The organism is Streptomyces sp. NPDC050508, from assembly GCF_040655155.1.
In the GTDB taxonomy this organism is placed as follows: Bacteria; Actinomycetota; Actinomycetes; order Streptomycetales; family Streptomycetaceae; genus Streptomyces.
Window position 1 is genome coordinate 235,253 of the sequence record NZ_JBFAJJ010000012.1, and the last position, 17,112, is coordinate 252,364.

The 17,112-nt window shown below is 70.2% G+C and carries 12 protein-coding genes; 7 read left to right on the forward strand and 5 right to left on the reverse strand.

The window, feature by feature from the left end; genetic code table 11:
• Window positions 1-12 precede the first annotated feature (12 nt).
• Window positions 13-2,553 carry an ATP-dependent helicase HrpB gene (gene hrpB, locus AB0I69_RS31570; protein ID WP_363099137.1) on the forward strand — a complete coding sequence of 847 codons (2,541 nt, stop codon included), beginning with the start codon at window positions 13-15 and terminating at the stop codon, window positions 2,551-2,553.
• Here hrpB and AB0I69_RS31575 read toward each other — a convergent pair.
• From AB0I69_RS31575 to AB0I69_RS31585, 3 genes are all read right to left on the reverse strand, one after another.
• Window positions 2,543-3,535, reverse strand: coding sequence for a DUF3068 domain-containing protein (locus AB0I69_RS31575; protein WP_363099138.1), 993 nt, complete (start codon window positions 3,533-3,535; stop codon window positions 2,543-2,545). The genes hrpB and AB0I69_RS31575 overlap by 11 nt on opposite strands.
• 53 nt (window positions 3,536-3,588) lie before the next feature.
• On the reverse strand, window positions 3,589-3,723 hold the full coding sequence (locus AB0I69_RS31580) for an SPW_0924 family protein (RefSeq protein WP_019065298.1): 135 nt from the start codon (window positions 3,721-3,723) through the stop codon (window positions 3,589-3,591).
• 167 nt (window positions 3,724-3,890) lie between these two features.
• Entirely contained in the window at window positions 3,891-5,621 is a 1,731-nt protein-coding gene (locus tag AB0I69_RS31585) for a lytic transglycosylase domain-containing protein (RefSeq protein ID WP_363099139.1), read from the reverse strand.
• A gap of 265 nt (window positions 5,622-5,886) precedes the next feature.
• Between AB0I69_RS31585 and AB0I69_RS31590 the strand changes: the two genes are divergently transcribed.
• Window positions 5,887-6,759 carry a DUF4184 family protein gene (locus AB0I69_RS31590; protein WP_363099140.1) on the forward strand — a complete coding sequence of 291 codons (873 nt, stop codon included), beginning with the start codon at window positions 5,887-5,889 and terminating at the stop codon, window positions 6,757-6,759.
• Here AB0I69_RS31590 and AB0I69_RS31595 read toward each other — a convergent pair.
• Together AB0I69_RS31595 and polA are read right to left on the reverse strand one after the other, a co-directional pair.
• Window positions 6,722-7,129: a hypothetical protein gene (locus AB0I69_RS31595; protein ID WP_363099141.1), complete on the reverse strand. Its 408-nt coding sequence runs from the start codon at window positions 7,127-7,129 to the stop codon at window positions 6,722-6,724. The genes AB0I69_RS31590 and AB0I69_RS31595 overlap by 38 nt on opposite strands.
• A gap of 487 nt (window positions 7,130-7,616) precedes the next feature.
• Window positions 7,617-10,355: a DNA polymerase I gene (gene polA, locus AB0I69_RS31600; RefSeq protein WP_363099142.1), complete on the reverse strand. Its 2,739-nt coding sequence runs from the start codon at window positions 10,353-10,355 to the stop codon at window positions 7,617-7,619.
• A gap of 670 nt (window positions 10,356-11,025) precedes the next feature.
• Between polA and AB0I69_RS31605 the strand changes: the two genes are divergently transcribed.
• From AB0I69_RS31605 to AB0I69_RS31625, 5 genes are all read left to right on the forward strand, one after another.
• Complete coding sequence (locus tag AB0I69_RS31605) at window positions 11,026-13,305, forward strand: FdhF/YdeP family oxidoreductase (protein WP_363099143.1); 2,280 nt, start codon at window positions 11,026-11,028, stop codon at window positions 13,303-13,305.
• Window positions 13,306-13,364: 59 nt separating this feature from the next.
• Window positions 13,365-13,859: a hotdog fold thioesterase gene (locus AB0I69_RS31610; protein WP_363099144.1), complete on the forward strand. Its 495-nt coding sequence runs from the start codon at window positions 13,365-13,367 to the stop codon at window positions 13,857-13,859.
• A gap of 71 nt (window positions 13,860-13,930) precedes the next feature.
• Window positions 13,931-14,602: a hypothetical protein gene (locus AB0I69_RS31615; protein ID WP_363099145.1), complete on the forward strand. Its 672-nt coding sequence runs from the start codon at window positions 13,931-13,933 to the stop codon at window positions 14,600-14,602.
• 225 nt (window positions 14,603-14,827) lie between these two features.
• A complete protein-coding gene (locus AB0I69_RS31620; protein ID WP_363099221.1) occupies window positions 14,828-16,045 on the forward strand; it encodes a branched-chain amino acid ABC transporter substrate-binding protein in 1,218 nt (405 codons plus the stop codon).
• A 136-nt stretch (window positions 16,046-16,181) separates the two neighbouring features.
• On the forward strand, window positions 16,182-17,111 hold the full coding sequence (locus tag AB0I69_RS31625; RefSeq protein ID WP_266767653.1) for a branched-chain amino acid ABC transporter permease: 930 nt from the start codon (window positions 16,182-16,184) through the stop codon (window positions 17,109-17,111).
• The last annotated feature ends 1 nt before the right edge of the window (window position 17,112 follow it).

The following is a 17,112-nucleotide window of genomic DNA, read 5'->3' on the forward strand; positions in this document are numbered from 1 at the left end:
GACACTGGGGGCGTGATCCGCTACGACGCCCTCGACGCGCTGCCCGTCCGCAGTGCCCTGCCCGGTCTTGAAGCCGCATTGACGGCGCGCGGCACAGCCGTGCTCGTCGCGCCGCCCGGCACCGGCAAGACGACGCTGGTGCCGCTCGCGCTGGCCGGGCTGCTCGACAAGGGGAGCGAGGGACCCGTACGGCGGGTGGTCGTCGCCGAGCCGCGGCGGATCGCGGCACGGGCGGCGGCCCGGCGGATGGCGTGGCTGCTGGGCGAGAAGGTCGGCGAGAGCGTCGGCTACACCGTGCGCGGCGAGCGGGTCGTGGGACGGCACGCACGCGTGGAGGTCGTCACGACCGGTGTGCTGCTCCAACGCCTGCAACGCGACCAGGAGTTGACCGACGTCGACGCCGTGATCCTGGACGAGTGCCACGAGCGGCACCTGGACGCCGACACCGTGGCCGCCTTCCTGGTCGACGTACGGGAGGCCCTGCGGCCCGAGTTGCGGCTCGTCGCCGCGTCCGCGACCACCGACGCGCAGGGCTGGGCCCGGCTGTTGGGCGACGCGCCGGTGGTCGAGGCGGAGGGCGTCGCGTACCCGGTGGAGGTCGTCTGGACGCCTCCGGTACGTCCTGTACGGCCGCCGCACGGGATGCGGGTGGATCCGGCGCTGCTCACGCACGTGGCGGCGACGGTACGGCGGGCGCTGGGCGAGCGGGACGGGGACGTGCTGTGTTTTCTGCCCGGGGTCGGCGAGATCGCGCGCGTCGCCGGGCAGTTGGGCGACCTGGGCGGGGTGGAGGTGCTCCAGGTGCACGGGCGGGCGCCGGCGGCCGTACAGGACGCGGTGCTGTCCCCGGGAGCGCGACGGCGGGTGGTGCTCGCGACGTCCGTGGCGGAGTCGTCGCTGACGGTTCCCGGTGTACGGGTGGTCGTCGACTCGGGGCTGGCGCGGGAGCCGCGGGTCGATCACGCGCGCGGGCTGAGCGCGCTCGCGACGGTACGGGCGTCGCAGGCGGCCGGGCGGCAACGGGCGGGGCGGGCGGGGCGTGAGGCGCCCGGGGCCGTGTACCGGTGCTGGGCCGAGGCCGAGGATTCCCGTCTGCCGCGTTTTCCGGCACCGGAGATCAAGGTGGCCGATCTGACGGCGTTCGCCCTTCAGGTGGCGTGCTGGGGGGATCCTGGGGCGTCGGGGCTGGCGTTGCTCGATGCGCCACCCTCCGGGGCGATGGCGGCGGCTCGGGGTGTTTTGGCGGCCGTGGGTGCCGTCGACTCGGGTGGGCGGGCTACGTCACGGGGTGTGCAGTTGGCTCGGCTGGGGTTGCATCCCCGGTTGGGGCGGGCCTTGTTGGACTCGGGTCCGGCCGGCGCCGAGGTTGTCGCGCTGCTCAGTGAGGAAGCGCCGCGGGCTTACGGTGATGATCTTGCCGGGGCTTTGCGGCTTGCTCGGCGTGGGGGTGACGCCTATGCCGGGCGGTGGCGGGCGGAAGTTCGGCGGCTGCGGGCCGTGGGGGCGGAGATCTCCCACCCACCCACCCGAAACCCTGGGCCGACAAAGATGAACGTTGAGGCTTCGGCAGGTGCCGTGAGTGACGACGCCCTCGTCGGACTCGTCGCCGCCCTCGCCTATCCCGAACGCGTCGCCAAAGCCGACGGCGGTTCCTATCTCCTCGTCTCCGGCACCCGCGCCGAGGTCGGTGACGCCAGTGCCCTTCGCGGTGCACCCTGGATCGCTGTCGCCGTGGCCGACCGGCCGATCGGCAAAGGGCACGCACGCGTGCAGCTCGGGGCCGTTGTCGACGAGGACGCCGCCCGGTTCGCGGCGGGTGCGTTGCTCAGCGAGGCGGACGAGGTGCACTGGTCCGCCGGTGACGTCGTGGCCCGGCGTGTCGAGCGGCTCGGGGCCGTCGAGTTGGCGGTGCGGCCTCTCAGGGACGCCGACCCCGTCGCCGTACGGGATGCGCTTCTTGAAGGGCTGCGGCTGGAAGGGTTCGGGTTGTTGCGGTGGTCCGCCGATGCCCAAGTGCTGCGGCAGCGGCTTGCGTTCCTGTGTCTGAACGTCGGGGCGCCTTGGCCCGATGTGTCCGACGATGCGCTGCACGCGCGTGTGGACGAGTGGTTGGAGCCGGAGTTGGGGCGGGCCCGGCGGCGGAGTGATCTGGGGCGGATCGATGCGGGGCAGGGGCTGCGGAGGTTGTTGCCCTGGGCCTCGGGGGACGCGGGGCGGTTGGACGAGTTGGCTCCGGAGCGGTTCCTCGTGCCGAGTGGGTCAAGGGTTCGGATCGACTACGGGAATCCCGAACAGCCCGTGCTCGCCGTGAAGTTGCAGGAGATGTTCGGACTTCACGAGTCGCCGACCGTCGCGGGGGTGCCCGTGCTCGTGCATCTCCTCTCCCCCGCCGGGCGGCCCGCCGCCGTCACCGCCGATCTGGCTTCCTTCTGGAAGGACGGTTACAAGGGCGTGCGGGCCGAGTTGCGGGGGCGGTATCCGAAGCATCCGTGGCCCGAGGACCCGGCGACCGCCGAGGCCACGCGGTTCACCAACGCGCGGCTCAGGCGGTGACTGGTTCCGGTTCCTGGATCTCGGTGGGGGCGGGGTCGCCGGGGCGCCTGCTGCGGGCCTCCAGGTAGAGGGAGAGGGCCAGCAGGAGGAGGCCGAGGGTCAGGAAGCCCCAAGGGAGGTAGGAGACCATCAGCAGGACGAGGGTGCGGTTGGACTTCACCAGGGCGACGGTGTGCTTGATGTAGTCCTCGCGCATCTTCACGTCGCCGGCGAACGCCGTCACCTTGTCCCGGCCGCCCAGGAGGGTGCCGCCGCGCAGCTCCTCCTTGTGGATCTCCTCGCCGTAGACCGGTGCTCCGGTGACGGGCTCGACCCAGAACTTGCGGACCGTGGTGTACCAGCGGGTGGTGCCCGTCTTGGCGACCGACTCCGGGGTGATGCCCTTCACGGGCATGGTCCTGGGGAAGGGAACCTTGGTCCAGGGGATGGTCTGCTCGAAGTAGTAGACCTTGACGCCGCGGAAGTTCTGGGTGCCCTTGTAGTGGATGGGGTTGGTGGTGCGGGTCTGCGCGTCGAAGTACTCGTAGTCCCGTTTCTGGGTCAGGAACGGCCACTTGAACTCGATGCCGTCCCGTTGCACCGGGTCGCCGTCGACCATCTCGCCGGTGGCGTGGACGGGGTCCTGGGTGTGCGCGTCGAAGATGTAGCGCTCGGGGATCGAGGAGACCATCTTGCCGTCGGGGCCCTGGACATAGGACAGGCCGTCCCAGACGACGACGTCCCGGCCCGCGGTCCTGTCGATCTTCTTGGCGGCCTCCACGTTGCCCTTGAGGGTCTGCACGATGGTGACCTTGGGGACCGTCTTGGCCTGCATGGTGCCGTAGTCGAGAAGGGTGGCGTTCTTCGCCTCCAGGACCATGTCCTGGTACTGGTTCGCCGGGATCTTGGCCAGGCGCGGGAAGGCGTACCAGCGCAGCAGCGGGGACAGCGCCGTGAAGAACACGGCGAGGGCGAGCAGGATCAGGCTGGCCTTGCGGCGCATCTCGGCCTCCTTCCCAAGGGGTTGAACGCTGGCGTAAACGCTTGCGCGAACGTTTACGGGTGCGCGGGCACCGTCGTCAGCAGCGGTTTCGGCGAGGTCTTCCCCATCGGTGAGCCCATCGCGGTGATGGTCAGGACCAGCGCGAACGCGAGCACGAGACCGGTCGTGGCGGCGATCAGGGCACGCATGCCGGACCTCCCGACGGACAGAAACCGACTGGATTCAGGAACTGATAGGTCGTCAGGTCCGGCACCGTAGCAACGCGCGGGCGAGATGAGAACACGTTGCACACACGACAAAGGCGCCCGCCCGCCGAAGCGGAGAGGCGCCCTCGTCCTACGGTCGTGCGGCCGGACTACGCGCTCGGCGACGCCGACGGGCTCGGGCTGGCCGAGGAGGTGTCGGTCGCCGCCGCCACGGTCAGTTCGACCGTGAGGGTCGCGCCGCCCGTGGTGGTGATCTGGAGCAGGAAGGTGCCGGTGGTGTCGTCGGCGTACAGCTTCGGCAGCTTCAGGAGGCCGTCGGCGTCCGTGGCCAGGCCCGTGAGGGTGCGTACGGTCTTGCCGTCCGCGTCCTTGAAGTAGGGGCCCTTGTCGTTCTCGGTCGCGTCGTCGGCCGCCTTGATGAGGGTCGCGGTGGCCGCGACCTTGTCGGCGACCGCACCGTTGTAGGTGGCCTTCACCTCGACCTGGTCGGCGAACTCGCCGCCCGGGGTGCAGGTCAGCGCGGTGGTGCTGGTGCGGGCGAGGGTGTCGGCGACGCGGGGCGTGACGCTGGCCGTGTAGTCGAGACCGGCGATCGCACGGCCGACGAGGGTGGCGCGGACGGTGAAGTCACCGGTCGTCTCACCGGCCTGCAGGGCCGGGGCGACGGCCACACCGGAGGCGTTGGTGACGACCACGGCGACCTTCTCGCCGCCGGTGAACGTCGCGTCCGTGGTCCCGACGATCGTGAACCGGATCCTGACCTTGGCGACGGCCTTGCCGGCCGAGGTCTGGGCGCTGGTGCTGATCTTCTTGGTGAACGCGTCGCCCGCCATCGCGGTCAGCTTCGCCGTACCCGCGTCCGCCAGCTTGGCCACCGTGTCGGTGGGGGTCGGCGTCGGCGTGGGCGTCGGGGTCGGGGTCGGACTGGCCGGCGTGGTGGGGCTCGTGCTGCTGCCCGGAGTCGGGTCGGGGCTCGGCGACGAGGTCGCCGGAGTCGTCTTCGACGGCGTGGGCGTAGGCGTGGGGTTGGCCCCCGAGTTGTCGTCGCTGCGGCCCGACGGCAGCGTGCCCGTGCCGTCCGGGACCGAGTGCGTGCCCTTGCGGTAGTACTCCAGCCACGACAGGACCGTGTTCAGGTAGTCCGTCGAGTTGTTGTAGCTGAGGATCGCGCTGCGCAGGCCCGCGTCGGTCGACAGGTTCCAGTCGTTGCGGCACAGGTAGTGGCCGGCGGCGAGCGCGGCGTCGTAGATGTTGTTGGGGTCCTTGACGCCGTCGCCGTTCCCGTCGCGGCCCGCCCAGGCCCAGGTGGACGGGATGAACTGCATGGGTCCGACGGCCTGGTCGTACGTGCTGTTGCCGTCGTACTGGCCGTTGTCGGTGTCCTTGATGAGCGCGAAGCCGTTGCCGTCGAGCGCGGGACCGAGGATCTTGGAGGTCGTGGTGCCGTTCGCGTCGACCTGGCCGCCGCGGGCCTGGCCCGACTCCACCTTGCCGATGGCGGCGAGGAGTTGCCAGGGCAGGTTGCAGCCGGGCTTGGAGGTGGCGAGTTCCGTCTCGGCCTTCTTGTAGGCGTCGAGGATGGTCGCCGGGATGCCGGCCTCGGCCTCGCCCACCGAGACCGGGGTCCCTATGGACGGCGACTGGCTGTCGCTCGGGCTCGGGTTGGGGCTGCTCAGGGGCGGGAGGTCCGTGTAGTACGGCGAGTCTCCGGTGGCGCTGTGCTTGGTGCTCCCGTCGGGCGTCGCCTGGCCGGCAGCGGTCGGTCTGTCGCTGCCGGTCACCGCCGGAGCCTGGGACGCGGACAGTGCCGCGACCGCTGCCGCGGCCACCGCCGTCGTCGCCGCACCCTTGCGCAGCCGCCTGCCGAAATGCGCCGTCATGGAGTGAACCCCTCCCAGGGACGCCGCACGAGCGCCCGCCAATGTCTGTTGCCTCTGCGCCTGTTGTGACGGTCGACCCGCGTCCCAGGTTGCCCTCGTGATGCTTTTCGGTTGTTCTGTACGCTTGTTCCGATCTTCCGTTCGACCGCGTTCCCCCTGCGCGGGGACCCAGGCGACCCTACGACAACTTGCTTTGCACGGGCACCCGTTCGTGACCGTTATTCACCGCTTGGCCATATGCCGACGTCTCCTACGGGGAGCCTTGTTGCCGTTCACCCTGAGTCATGCCGCCGCCGTACTGCCCGCCCTGCGCGGCGACGGGAGGGGGCGCGGCCCGCTGGTACCGGCGGTGCTGGTGGCGGGTTCCTTCGCGCCCGACATGACGTACTACGCGGCGAGTGCGGTCCCCGGGGCGATGGAGTTCGGGGAGGTGACGCACTCCTTCCCGGGCGTCTTCACGGTCGACGTCCTCATCACCTGGACGACGGTCGCCCTGTGGCTGCTGCTGCGCGAACCCCTGGTGGCCCTGCTCCCGCGCACCCGGCAGCCCCGCACGGCGACCCTCCTGCGCTGCGGCACGCCACGCGCGCGTGCGACCCCGTCTCTGGCCGCCCGGTGGTACGCGTCCGCGGTGCTCGGCGGCCTGACCCACATCGTGTGGGACGCGTTCACGCACCACGACCGGTGGGGGGTACGGCTGTTCCCCGTCCTCGACAGGGAGGTGGGCGGCAGGCCGCTGTTCTCGTCCCTGCAGTACGGCAGTTCACTGTTCGGCGCACTGGTGATCACCGCGTTCGTGGTGCGTGCGCTACGACGGGTTCCGGCCGACGAGCCGGTGGGGGTGCCCGTGCTGTCGGTGCGCGACCGGTGGGCGGCCGGGGTCGTCCTCGCCGGCTGTGCGCTGGTCGCGGCGGCGGAGCGGGCGTCGCACTGGTGGGCTTACTGGGGCTCGACGGCAAGCCCCTGGGACCTGATCCCGACGGTGTGCTTCGGGGCGGGGGCCGGGCTGGTGCTGGGCGTGCTGCTGTACGCCGTCGGCGTCCGGGTGTGGCGTCCGGCCGCGGCCGGGGTGCCCGACGCCGACGGCGGCCCGGGAGAGGTCAGCGCGGAGCGGAGCCGTCCGGCGGGGTCGCGATGAACACGGTCATGGTGTGCACGGAGCGTGACCTCGGGAGCCGGGTGAGGACCAGGTCCAGGTAGCTGCGTCCCAGGTCGGCCCAGAGCCGCCAGACCGGGGTGCCGCTGGGGGTGGTGGCGGGTCCCTGGGGATGTCTGGCTTGTTCTCGGGGGTCTACGTCCGTGTCGTCCCGGAACGTGAGGCGGCGCCGGAGGCCTGCGGCCGTGTGCCGGACGGCCATGGCGAGGTCTGCGGGGATGCGGGCGGTGCTTGCGCCGGCCGCGAAGGCCGGGACCGGTGGGCGGGGCGTGACCTGCGCGGCAGCGGCGTCCGCTGCCTGTATCTGAGTCCGCGCCCGGCCCGTCCGGCGATGGAGCATGCGTATACCCATGCCCGCATCCTTACGGTCACCGGGGGCGGGGGGCGCCTTCGCGGGGGCCACGCGGGTGACGGGCCCTCCGGGGGTTGGGCGGGGGTTGTGCGGGGGGTTCCTGTGGCCGGGGGGTTTGTGCTGGTCGGCGTGAGAGGCGTTGCCCTGCGGGCGGCCCGGGAGGGTGGAGGTGAGTTCGGCACCGCCGGGGTGGGGTGTGGTGGGTGCTTCGCCGTTGCGGCGGGATGGGTCGTGCTGGGTGGTTCCGCCGTTGCGGCGGGATTTGGTGCGGGTGGACTCGGGAGAGCCTCGCCCTCCTGCAGCAGCCCTCAGCCCGCCCCAGCAGCGCCCTCAGCCAACCCGGCACCTGCCACCAGCCACGGCAGCATCCTCAGCCAACCGCCACGCAAGCCGGGACTCCCCGCCGCCCACCACCCCAGCCGTGTCTCCCCACCCTCACCCGACAGCTCCCCACCCGACAACTCCCCCTCCGCCGAACCGCCGGAGGCTAGTGCGCAGCCGACTCCCAGTCCGGCCCCACGCCCACCGAGACGTCGAGCGGCGCCCGGAGGTGTACCGCGCCGGCCATCTCGTGGCGGACGAGTTCTTCCGTGGCCGCTCGTTCGCCGGGGGCGATCTCCAGGACGATTTCGTCGTGGACCTGGAGGAGCATGCGGGACTTGAGGTCGGCCTCGCGCAGGGCGGTGTCGACCTTGAGCATGGCCATCTTGACGATGTCCGCCGCGGTGCCCTGGATCGGGGCGTTGAGCGCCATCCGCTCGGCCGCCTCGCGGCGCTGGCGGTTGTCGCTGTTGAGGTCGGGGAGGTAGCGGCGGCGCCCGAAGAGGGTCGCCGTGTAGCCCGTCGCCCTTGCCTCGTCGACCGCGCGGCGCAGATAGTCCCGTACGCCGCCGAAGCGCTCGAAGTACGTGTCCATCAGGACCCGTGCCTCGCCCGCGTCGATGTTCAGCTGTTGGGAGAGCCCGAACGCCGAGAGCCCGTAGGCGAGGCCGTACGACATCGCCTTGATCTTGCGGCGCATCTCCGCGTCGACCGCGGAACCCTCGACGGAGAACACCTGGGAGGCGACCGTGGTGTGCAGGTCCTCGCCCGAGGTGAACGCCTCCAACAGGCCCTCGTCCTCGGAGAGATGGGCCATCACGCGCAGCTCGATCTGGCTGTAGTCGGCCGTCATGAGGGACTCGAAGCCCTCGCCCACCACGAAGCCCCTGCGGATCGCCCTGCCCTCGTCTGTGCGGACCGGGATGTTCTGCAGGTTCGGGTCGGTCGAGGAGAGGCGGCCGGTCGCTGCCACCGTCTGGTTGAACGTGGTGTGGATGCGGTTGTCCGCCGCGATCGTCTTGATCAGGCCCTCGACGGTGACGCGCAGCTTCGCCTGTTCGCGGTGGCGGAGCATGATGACCGGCAGTTCGTTCTCGGTCTGGTTGGCCAGCCAGGCGAGGGCGTCGGCGTCGGTGGTGTAGCCGGTCTTCGTCTTCTTGGTCTTGGGCAGGCCGAGTTCACCGAAGAGGACTTCCTGGAGCTGCTTGGGCGAGCCGAGGTTGAACTCGTGCCCGGCCGCCGCGTGCGCCTCCTTCACCGCCTGCTGGACGGCACCGGCGAACATCTGCTCCATGGCTTCGAGGTGCGCCTTGTCGGCCGCGATGCCGTACCGCTCCAGGCGGGCGAGCAGGATCGAGGTGGGCAGCTCCATGTCACGGAGCAGGTCGGCCGCGCCGACCTCCTCAAGGCGCTCCGCGAAGGCGTCGCCCAGGTCGAGGATCGCGCGTGCCTGCACCATCAGGGCGTCCGCCTCGGCGCCGTCGTCCGCGCCGAAGGCCAGCTGGCCGTCGGCCGTGGCAGCGGGGGCGAGTTCGCGGCCGAGGTACTCCAGGGACAGGGCGTCCAGGTCGAAGGAGCGGCGGCCGGGCTTGACCAGGTAGGCGGCGAGCGCGGTGTCCATGGAGATGCCGGCGATCGTCCAGCCGTGCTCGGCGAAGACGCGCATCGCACCCTTGGCGTTGTGGAACACCTTGGGGCGGTCGGCGTCGGCCAGCCAGGCCGCGAACGTGTTCTCGTCGCTCTCGTCCAGCTCGGCGGGGTCGAACCAGGCGGCCGCTCCCCCGGCGGTGGCGAGCGCGACCTCGGTCACCGAACCGGAGCCGAGCGCCCAGGTGTCGACGGTGGCGACGCCGAGGGGCTCGGTGCCGTAGTCGGCCAGCCAGCCGGTCAGTTCGCCCGTGCCGAGGACCGAGCCGTCGACCGCCACACCGCTCTCGGCGGGCGGGGTCGCGTCGGCCTCCTCGTTGCCCGGGTCGACGGCCAGCAGGCGCTCGCGCAGCGAGGGGTTGCGGATCTCCAGGGTGTCGAGAACCATCGCGAGGGCCGTGCGGTCGTACGGAGCGCGCTCCAGGTCGAGGACCGTCTTGGGCAGCTCGACGTCCTTGACCATCTCGGTCAGGCGGCGGTTGAGCTTGACCGCGTCCAGGTGGTCGCGGAGGTTCTGCCCGGCCTTGCCCTTGACCTCGTCGACGCGCTCGACCAACTCCGTGAAGGAACCGAACTGGTTGATCCACTTCGCGGCGGTCTTCTCGCCGACGCCGGGGATGCCCGGGAGGTTGTCGGACGGGTCGCCGCGCAGGGCCGCGAAGTCGGGGTACTGGGCGGGCGTCAACCCGTACTTCTCGACGACCTTCTCCGGAGTGAACCGGGTCAGCTCGGAGACGCCCTTCGTCGGGTACAGGACCGTGGTGTGGTCGGACACCAGCTGGAACGAGTCCCGGTCGCCGGTGACGATCAGCACGTCGAAGCCCTCGGCCTCGGCCTGGGTGGCGAGCGTGGCGATGACGTCGTCGGCCTCGAAGCCGTCGACCGCGAACCGGGACACGTGCATCGTGTCGAGCAGCTCGCCGATCAGCTCGACCTGGCCCTTGAACTCGTCCGGGGTCTTGGAGCGGTTCGCCTTGTACTCCGTGAACTCCTCGGAGCGCCAGGTCTTTCGGGACACGTCGAAGGCCACCGCGAAGTGCGTGGGCGCCTCGTCGCGCAGGGTGTTGGCCAGCATCGACGCGAAGCCGTAGATCGCGTTCGTCGGCTGGCCCGTCGCGGTCGTGAAGTTCTCCGCGGGCAGCGCGAAGAACGCGCGGTAGGCAAGCGAGTGCCCGTCCATCAGCATCAGCCGTGGACGGTCTCCGCCGGAGGTGTTCCCGGAGGTCTTGTCGGTCTTCTTCGATGCTGTCTCTGCCACGACCCCGATCCTGCCACGCCCCACTGACAGTCGGAGTCACGGTCGCCGCGTCGGCGGTCACCGTCACGACGGTGGGCTCGCCCCAGCGGTGGCGGAAGTCGCCGCAGCGGCGGCCGAAATCGTCGTGGCCCGCGGTGCGGAGGCGGGGTGAAGGCAGTCCGCGGAAGGCGAGTCCACGGAAGGCGAAGGCGGTGAACTCGGTCGCCTCGCGGCGACGGTCGTAGGAGAACCGGTCCCCGTGACAGCGCGGCCACGCGCGCGTGAAAGAGGTCCTGCCGCTGCGAGATGCCGAGGCGATCGGCCACGCGCGCGTGCAGAGGTCACCGTCGCGTCGCGTGCAATGGTCACCATCGCCGCAGCGGACCCGGCCGGACGCGTCCCGCCGCACCCCGCCCCACCCCGCCGCCGTGAAGATCGGACGGACCGGCGCCGCCCGCCACCGCACAGGCCGACCGGCCGGCAGCACCCGCGGCGGCGAAGACCGCCGGACCAGCGCCACCCGCAGTGGCGAGGAGCCGGACAAGCCCGCCCCACTCCTCGCCCCGCACCGCCTCACACACCCCCCCGCCCCCCGAACCCATAGGTCCCACGAACCGACCTCAGGGTTGTCACTGCCCCGTGCGAGGATCGGAGATCTAGTGCACATGTGCCAGCGAAGGAGAGGCCCGAGATGGCCACGAAGCCGCCCAAGGGTGATCCGGTCCAGGACGCGCCGCAGGTCACCGAGCCGAAGCACGCCGCGGCCGGGCTTCCGGCGATCGGGCACACGCTGCGTATCGCCCAGCAGCAGATGGGCGTGAAGCGCACCGCGCTGACGCTGCTGCGGGTCAACCAGAAGGACGGCTTCGACTGTCCGGGCTGCGCCTGGCCGGAACCGGACCACCGGCACGCGGCGGAGTTCTGCGAGAACGGCGCGAAGGCGGTCGCCGAGGAGGCCACCCTGCGCCGGGTCACCCCCGAGTTCTTCGCCGCCCATCCGGTGGCCGACCTCGCGACCCGCAGCGGCTACTGGCTGGGGCAACAGGGGCGTCTCACGCACCCCATGTACCTCCCCGAAGGGGCCGACCGCTACGAACCGATCGCCTGGGAGCGTGCCTTCGACATCGTCGCCGAGGAGATCGCCGCCCTCGGCTCCCCGGACGAGGCCCTCTTCTACACCTCGGGCCGGACCAGCAACGAGGCCGCGTTCCTGTACCAGTTGTTCGCGCGGGAGCTCGGCACCAACAACCTGCCGGACTGCTCGAACATGTGCCACGAGTCGTCGGGTTCCGCACTGAACGAGACGATCGGCATCGGCAAGGGCAGCGTCCTGCTGGAGGACATCTACCAGGCCGACCTGATCGTCGTCGCCGGACAGAACCCGGGCACCAACCACCCGCGCATGCTCTCCGCCCTGGAGAAGGCCAAGGCCAACGGCGCGAAGATCATCAGCGTCAACCCGCTGCCCGAGGCGGGTCTGGAGAAGTTCAAGAACCCGCAGACCCCGCAGGGCATGCTCAAGGGCGCCGCCCTCACCGACCTGTTCCTGCAGATCCGTATCGGCGGCGACCAGGCCCTTTTCCGCCTTCTGAACAAGCTCATCCTGGAGACCGAGGGTGCCGTCGACCAGGCCTTCGTCGACGAACACACGCACGGCTACGAGGAGTTCGCCGAGGCCGCGCGTGACGCCGACTGGGACGAGACGCTCCTCGCCACCGGGCTGACCCGCCCGGAGATCGAGAAGACCCTGGAGATGGTCCTCGCCTCCGAGCGCACCATCGTGTGCTGGGCAATGGGCCTCACCCAGCACAAGCACGCCGTGCCGACGATCCGCGAGGTCGTCAACTTCCTTCTGCTGCGCGGCAACATCGGCCGCCCGGGCGCGGGCGTGTGCCCGGTGCGAGGCCACAGCAACGTGCAGGGCGACCGCACGATGGGCATCTTCGAGCGCCCCGCACCCGCCTTCCTGGACGCCCTGGAGAAGGAGTTCGACTTCGCCCCGCCGCGCGAGCACGGCTACGACGTCGTCGCCGCGATCCGCGCCCTGCGCGACGGCGACGCGAAGGTGTTCTTCGCCATGGGCGGCAACTTCGTGGCGGCCTCCCCCGACACCGAGGTCACCGAAGCCGCCATGCGGCGCGCCAGCCTCACCGTGCACGTGTCGACGAAGCTCAACCGCTCGCACGCCGTCACGGGCGCGCGTGCCCTCATCCTGCCCACCCTGGGACGTACCGAGCGCGATCTCCAGGGCGGCGGCGAGCAGTTCGTGACCGTCGAGGACTCCATGGGCATGGTGCACGCCTCACGCGGCCGCCTGGAGCCCGCGAGCAAGGATCTGCTGTCCGAGCCGGCCATCGTGTGCCGCCTCGCCCGCCGTGTCCTGGGCGAGGAATCCCGTACGCCCTGGGAGGAGTTCGAGAAGGACTACGCGACGATCCGCGACCGCATCGCGCGCGTGATCCCCGGCTTCACCGACTTCAACGCGCGCGTGGCCCACCCTGGAGGCTTCGCCCTCCCGCACGCCCCGCGCGACGAACGCCGCTTCCCGACCGCCACCGGCAAGGCCAACTTCACCGCCGCGCCCGTCGAATACCCCGAACTGCCGGAAGGGCGCCTGCTGTTGCAGACGCTGCGTTCGCACGACCAGTACAACACCACGATCTACGGCCTCGACGACCGCTACCGGGGCATCAAGAACGGCCGCCGGGTCGTCATGGTCCACCCCGACGACGCCGCCCGGCTGGGGATCGCGGACGGGTCGTACGTCGATCTGGTCGGCGAGTGGAAGGACGGCGTGGAGCGGCGGGCGCCCGGCTTCCGGGTCGTGCACTATCCGACCGCGCGGGGCTGCGCCGCCGCCTACTACCCCGAGACCAACGTCCTGGTCCCCCTGGACGCCACCGCCGACACCAGCAACACCCCGGCCAGCAAGTCCGTCGTCGTACGTCTGGAACAATCAACGACCGACTGAGCGTTCGCTCAGCGAGTCAGGTCCAGCCAGTCAGGCGTACGACGAACGGAGCCGGCCCCATGGGCGAGCAGCAGCACGGGAAGTTCCCGCAGGACGTCATCGACGAGTACTCGGCACTCGGCGTCGACCTGGTCGCCCTGTTCTCGGCGGGGCACCTCGGCACGCGGATGGGCGTGGAGGTCGTCGAGGCGTCCGTGGAGCGCGTCGTCGGCACCATGCCGGTGGAGGGGAACACCCAGCCGTACGGGCTGCTGCACGGCGGTGCCTCCGCGGTGCTGGCCGAGACCCTCGGCTCGCTGGGGGCCATGCTGCACGGCGGCAGCACGAAGATCGCCGTCGGCGTCGACCTGAACTGCACCCACCACCGCGGCGCCCGCTCCGGCCTGGTGACCGGCGTGGCCACCCCCGTGCACCGGGGCCGCTCGACGGCGACGTACGAGATCGTGATCAGTGACGAGGAGGGGCGGCGCTTGTGCACCGCACGGCTCACCTGCATGCTGCGGGACATGAAGCCGGGCGACCCCGTCCACGCGCAAGCCGCGAACCGGCCCTGAACCGGAGGATCCTGACCCCGTCTTCCGCACCCCCGTCCGCTCCCCTACCGTTTCCCCATGAGGCTGCCGGCATGAGCGGTATCGGGCCCGTCGAATCCGTCGACTCACCGGAGGCGGACGGGAGTTACGAAGTCATCGGGGGTGACTCGCCCCGCCTGACGGACCATTGGCACTCGCTGTCGCCGCGAGTCCGCAGGGCCACGCTCGCGGCGGGCGCGGTCGCCGCCGTGGCCGTCGGAGCCGTTCTCCTGCCGCCCGTCCACGCCCGGCGGCAGGACGAGCCGACCCCGCCCGTGCCGTGGCCCGCGAACATCACCGAATGGCGTTACACCGGACTCGCCCAGACCACCGACTCCCCCACCATGACCGGTTTCTTCCGCTTCGCGGTGACCGTGGACAGCGGGCCCCCCGTCGCCATACGGGTCACCGGTGCCGCCTTCGACGGCCTCACCGCCCAGGCCGTCCCGGAACCGTCCTTCACCGTGCACGTCGGCGCGACGCGCCGCGTCACGGTGGAGATATCCGTTTCCGACTGTTCGGGACTGCCCCTGAATGCGGACCTCGCCTTTCTGGACGTAACGCTGCGTAACACGCGCGCAATACAACGCCACAGTTTCATCTTCGGCAGCGCCTACTCCAAGGACCTTTCCCTGCTCCTCCACAGGGCCTGCGGCACGACAAACGCCAGGCCAGGCCCACAGCCAAGCGGAAGTGCAGGTTCTCAAAATGTGGACCGCGACTGAATTCCGCCAAACCGGCTGAGACCCACCCTCCACGATCCCCGCCAACCTGCACGTCATAACAAGAAAGTCACAAGCCAGCGCACGACGATGCCCATGCCTACAGACCGGGCTTAGAGTCACGGCCAGTCACCGCTCCATCGGGAGTTGGGTACCAGCGCAGCACCTTGCCGCTCCAAACGGGGGCGACTGTGCCTGCGGAAAGGACTGATTGTGCGACAGCGTTCTTTGGTGATACTGACCTCCGTTCTCACGACCGGAGCTCTGACCCTCACCGCGTGCGGCTCCCGGGACAGCGGCAGCAAGAGCGACAGCGGGTCGACCACCCTGACCATCGGTGTCGACGCCCCGCTGTCCGGTGAGAACTCCACCACCGGTCTCGGCATCCAGTACGGCGTCCAGATCGCCGTCGACGACGCCAACAAGAACAACTGGGTCCCCGGCGTCAAGTTCAAGGTCAAGGCCCTGGACGACAAGGCGCAGCCCGCCACCGGCCAGTCCAACGCCACCGCCTTCACCGGCGACAGCAACGTGGTCGGCGCCGTCGGCCCGCTGAACTCCGGCGTGGCCCAGTCGATGCAGCAGGTGTTCGCCTCGGCCAACATGGTCGAGATCTCGCCGTCGAACACCAACCCCGCCCTGACCCAGGGCAAGGACTGGGCGACCACCAAGACGCGGCCGTACAAGACGTACTTCCGCACGGCCACCACGGACGCCCTCCAGGGTGCCTTCGCCGCCGACTACGCGTACAACGGCCTCAAGAAGAAGAAGGCCTTCGTCGTCGACGACAAGCAGACCTACGGCGCCGGCCTGGCCGGGATCTTCAACAGCGCCTTCAAGAAGCTCGGCGGCTCCATCGCGGGCACCGACCACGTCAACACCGGCGACACGGACTTCAGCTCCCTCGTCACCAAGATCAAGAACTCCGGCGCCGACCTGCTCTACTACGGCGGCCAGTACGACGAGTCGGAGAAGATCACCAAGCAGCTCAAGGGCGCCGGCGTCAAGATCCCGCTGTTCGGCGGTGACGGCATGTTCGCCACCACCTACATCCAGACCGCCGGCAAGGCGGCCGAAGGCGACCTCGCCACCTCCGTCGGCGTCCCCGCCGACACCCTGCCCGCCGCCAAGGCCTTCATCCAGACCTACAAGGCCAAGGGCTACAAGGGTGACTACGGCGCCTACGGTGCCTACGCCTACGACGCCGCCACCGCCATCATCAAGGCAGTGAAGGCCGTCAAGGACGGCAACAGCAACAAGCTGCCCACCGGCAACGACCTCCGCTCCAAGGTCGTCGACGCCGTCCAGAAGTCCGACTTCGAGGGCATCTCCGGCAAGGTCGCGTTCGACCAGTACGGCGACACCACGAACAAGCAGCTCACCGTCTACCAGGTCACCAGCGGCGCCTGGAAGGCTGTGAAGACCGGCACGTTCAACGGCAGCTGACCTCACCAGCTCCAGCACCACCGCACCACGGGCCGCGCGGAAGGAGGATCCCGACCGCGCGGCCCGTTGTCACACCCCCCCACCCCCAGGCACGCGATCTGTGCACACGACCACCAGCGACAATGGAGGCCACGCGGTGAACACCCTGCCGCAGCAGCTGGCCAACGGGCTGCTCCTAGGCTCGATGTACGGGCTGATCGCCATCGGCTACACGATGGTGTACGGCATCGTCCAGCTCATCAACTTCGCGCACGGCGAGATCTTCATGACCGGGGCCTTCGGCGCCCTCACGGTCTACGCCTACATCCTGCCCGACGGCACCTCGATGGTGGTCGCCGTACCACTGATGCTGATCGGCGGCGGGATCGTCTCCGTTCTCGTCGCGGTAGGGGCCGAGCGATTCGCCTACCGCCCCCTGCGGCAAGCACCACGACTGGCGCCCCTGATCACCGCCATCGGCCTCTCACTGGCGCTCCAGGAAGTCGTCCGGAACTTCTACCCGGGCGCCGACAAGGACCGCTCCTTCCCCAGCCTCGACGGCACCCACGACCTGGGCTCGGTCACCATCACCGACGCCGACATCTTCCTGGTCATCGCGGCCATCGTCTGCATGTCCGGCCTCGCCTGGTTCGTCCGCAAGAGCCGCACCGGCCGTGCCATGCAGGCCACCGCCCAGGACCCGGACACCTCCCAGCTCATGGGCATCGACACCAACCGCATCATCGTCATAGCGTTTGCGATCGGCGGGTTCTTCGCCGCGGTGGCCGCCGTCTCCTACGGCCTCAAGTACGGCAACATCGGCTACCGCATGGGCTTCCTGATGGGCCTCAAGGCCTTCACCGCGGCCGTCATGGGCGGCATCGGCAACATCTACGGCGCCATGCTCGGCGGAGTCGTCCTCGGTGTCGCCGAGACCCTGGCCTCCGCCTACATCAACCACATCCCCGGCATGCAGCAGCTCGGCGGATCCGGCTGGGCCAACGTCTGGGCCTTCTGTCTCCTCATCCTCGTACTGCTGTTCAGGCCACAGGGCCTGCTCGGCGAACGCGTCGCGGACAGGGCGTGAT

What these genes read in the sequence shown, in the direction of transcription:
- AB0I69_RS31615 (WP_363099145.1), top strand. Translation starts at nt 13,931, where the DNA reads ATGAGCGGTATCGGGCCCGTCGAATCCGTCGACTCACCGGAGGCGGAC.
- AB0I69_RS31595 (WP_363099141.1), bottom strand. Translation starts at nt 7,129, where the DNA reads ATGGGTATACGCATGCTCCATCGCCGGACGGGCCGGGCGCGGACTCAG.
- AB0I69_RS31610 (WP_363099144.1), top strand. Translation starts at nt 13,365, where the DNA reads ATGGGCGAGCAGCAGCACGGGAAGTTCCCGCAGGACGTCATCGACGAG.
- AB0I69_RS31585 (WP_363099139.1), bottom strand. Translation starts at nt 5,621, where the DNA reads ATGACGGCGCATTTCGGCAGGCGGCTGCGCAAGGGTGCGGCGACGACG.
- AB0I69_RS31575 (WP_363099138.1), bottom strand. Translation starts at nt 3,535, where the DNA reads ATGCGCCGCAAGGCCAGCCTGATCCTGCTCGCCCTCGCCGTGTTCTTC.
- AB0I69_RS31580 (WP_019065298.1), bottom strand. Translation starts at nt 3,723, where the DNA reads ATGCGTGCCCTGATCGCCGCCACGACCGGTCTCGTGCTCGCGTTCGCG.
- AB0I69_RS31605 (WP_363099143.1), top strand. Translation starts at nt 11,026, where the DNA reads ATGGCCACGAAGCCGCCCAAGGGTGATCCGGTCCAGGACGCGCCGCAG.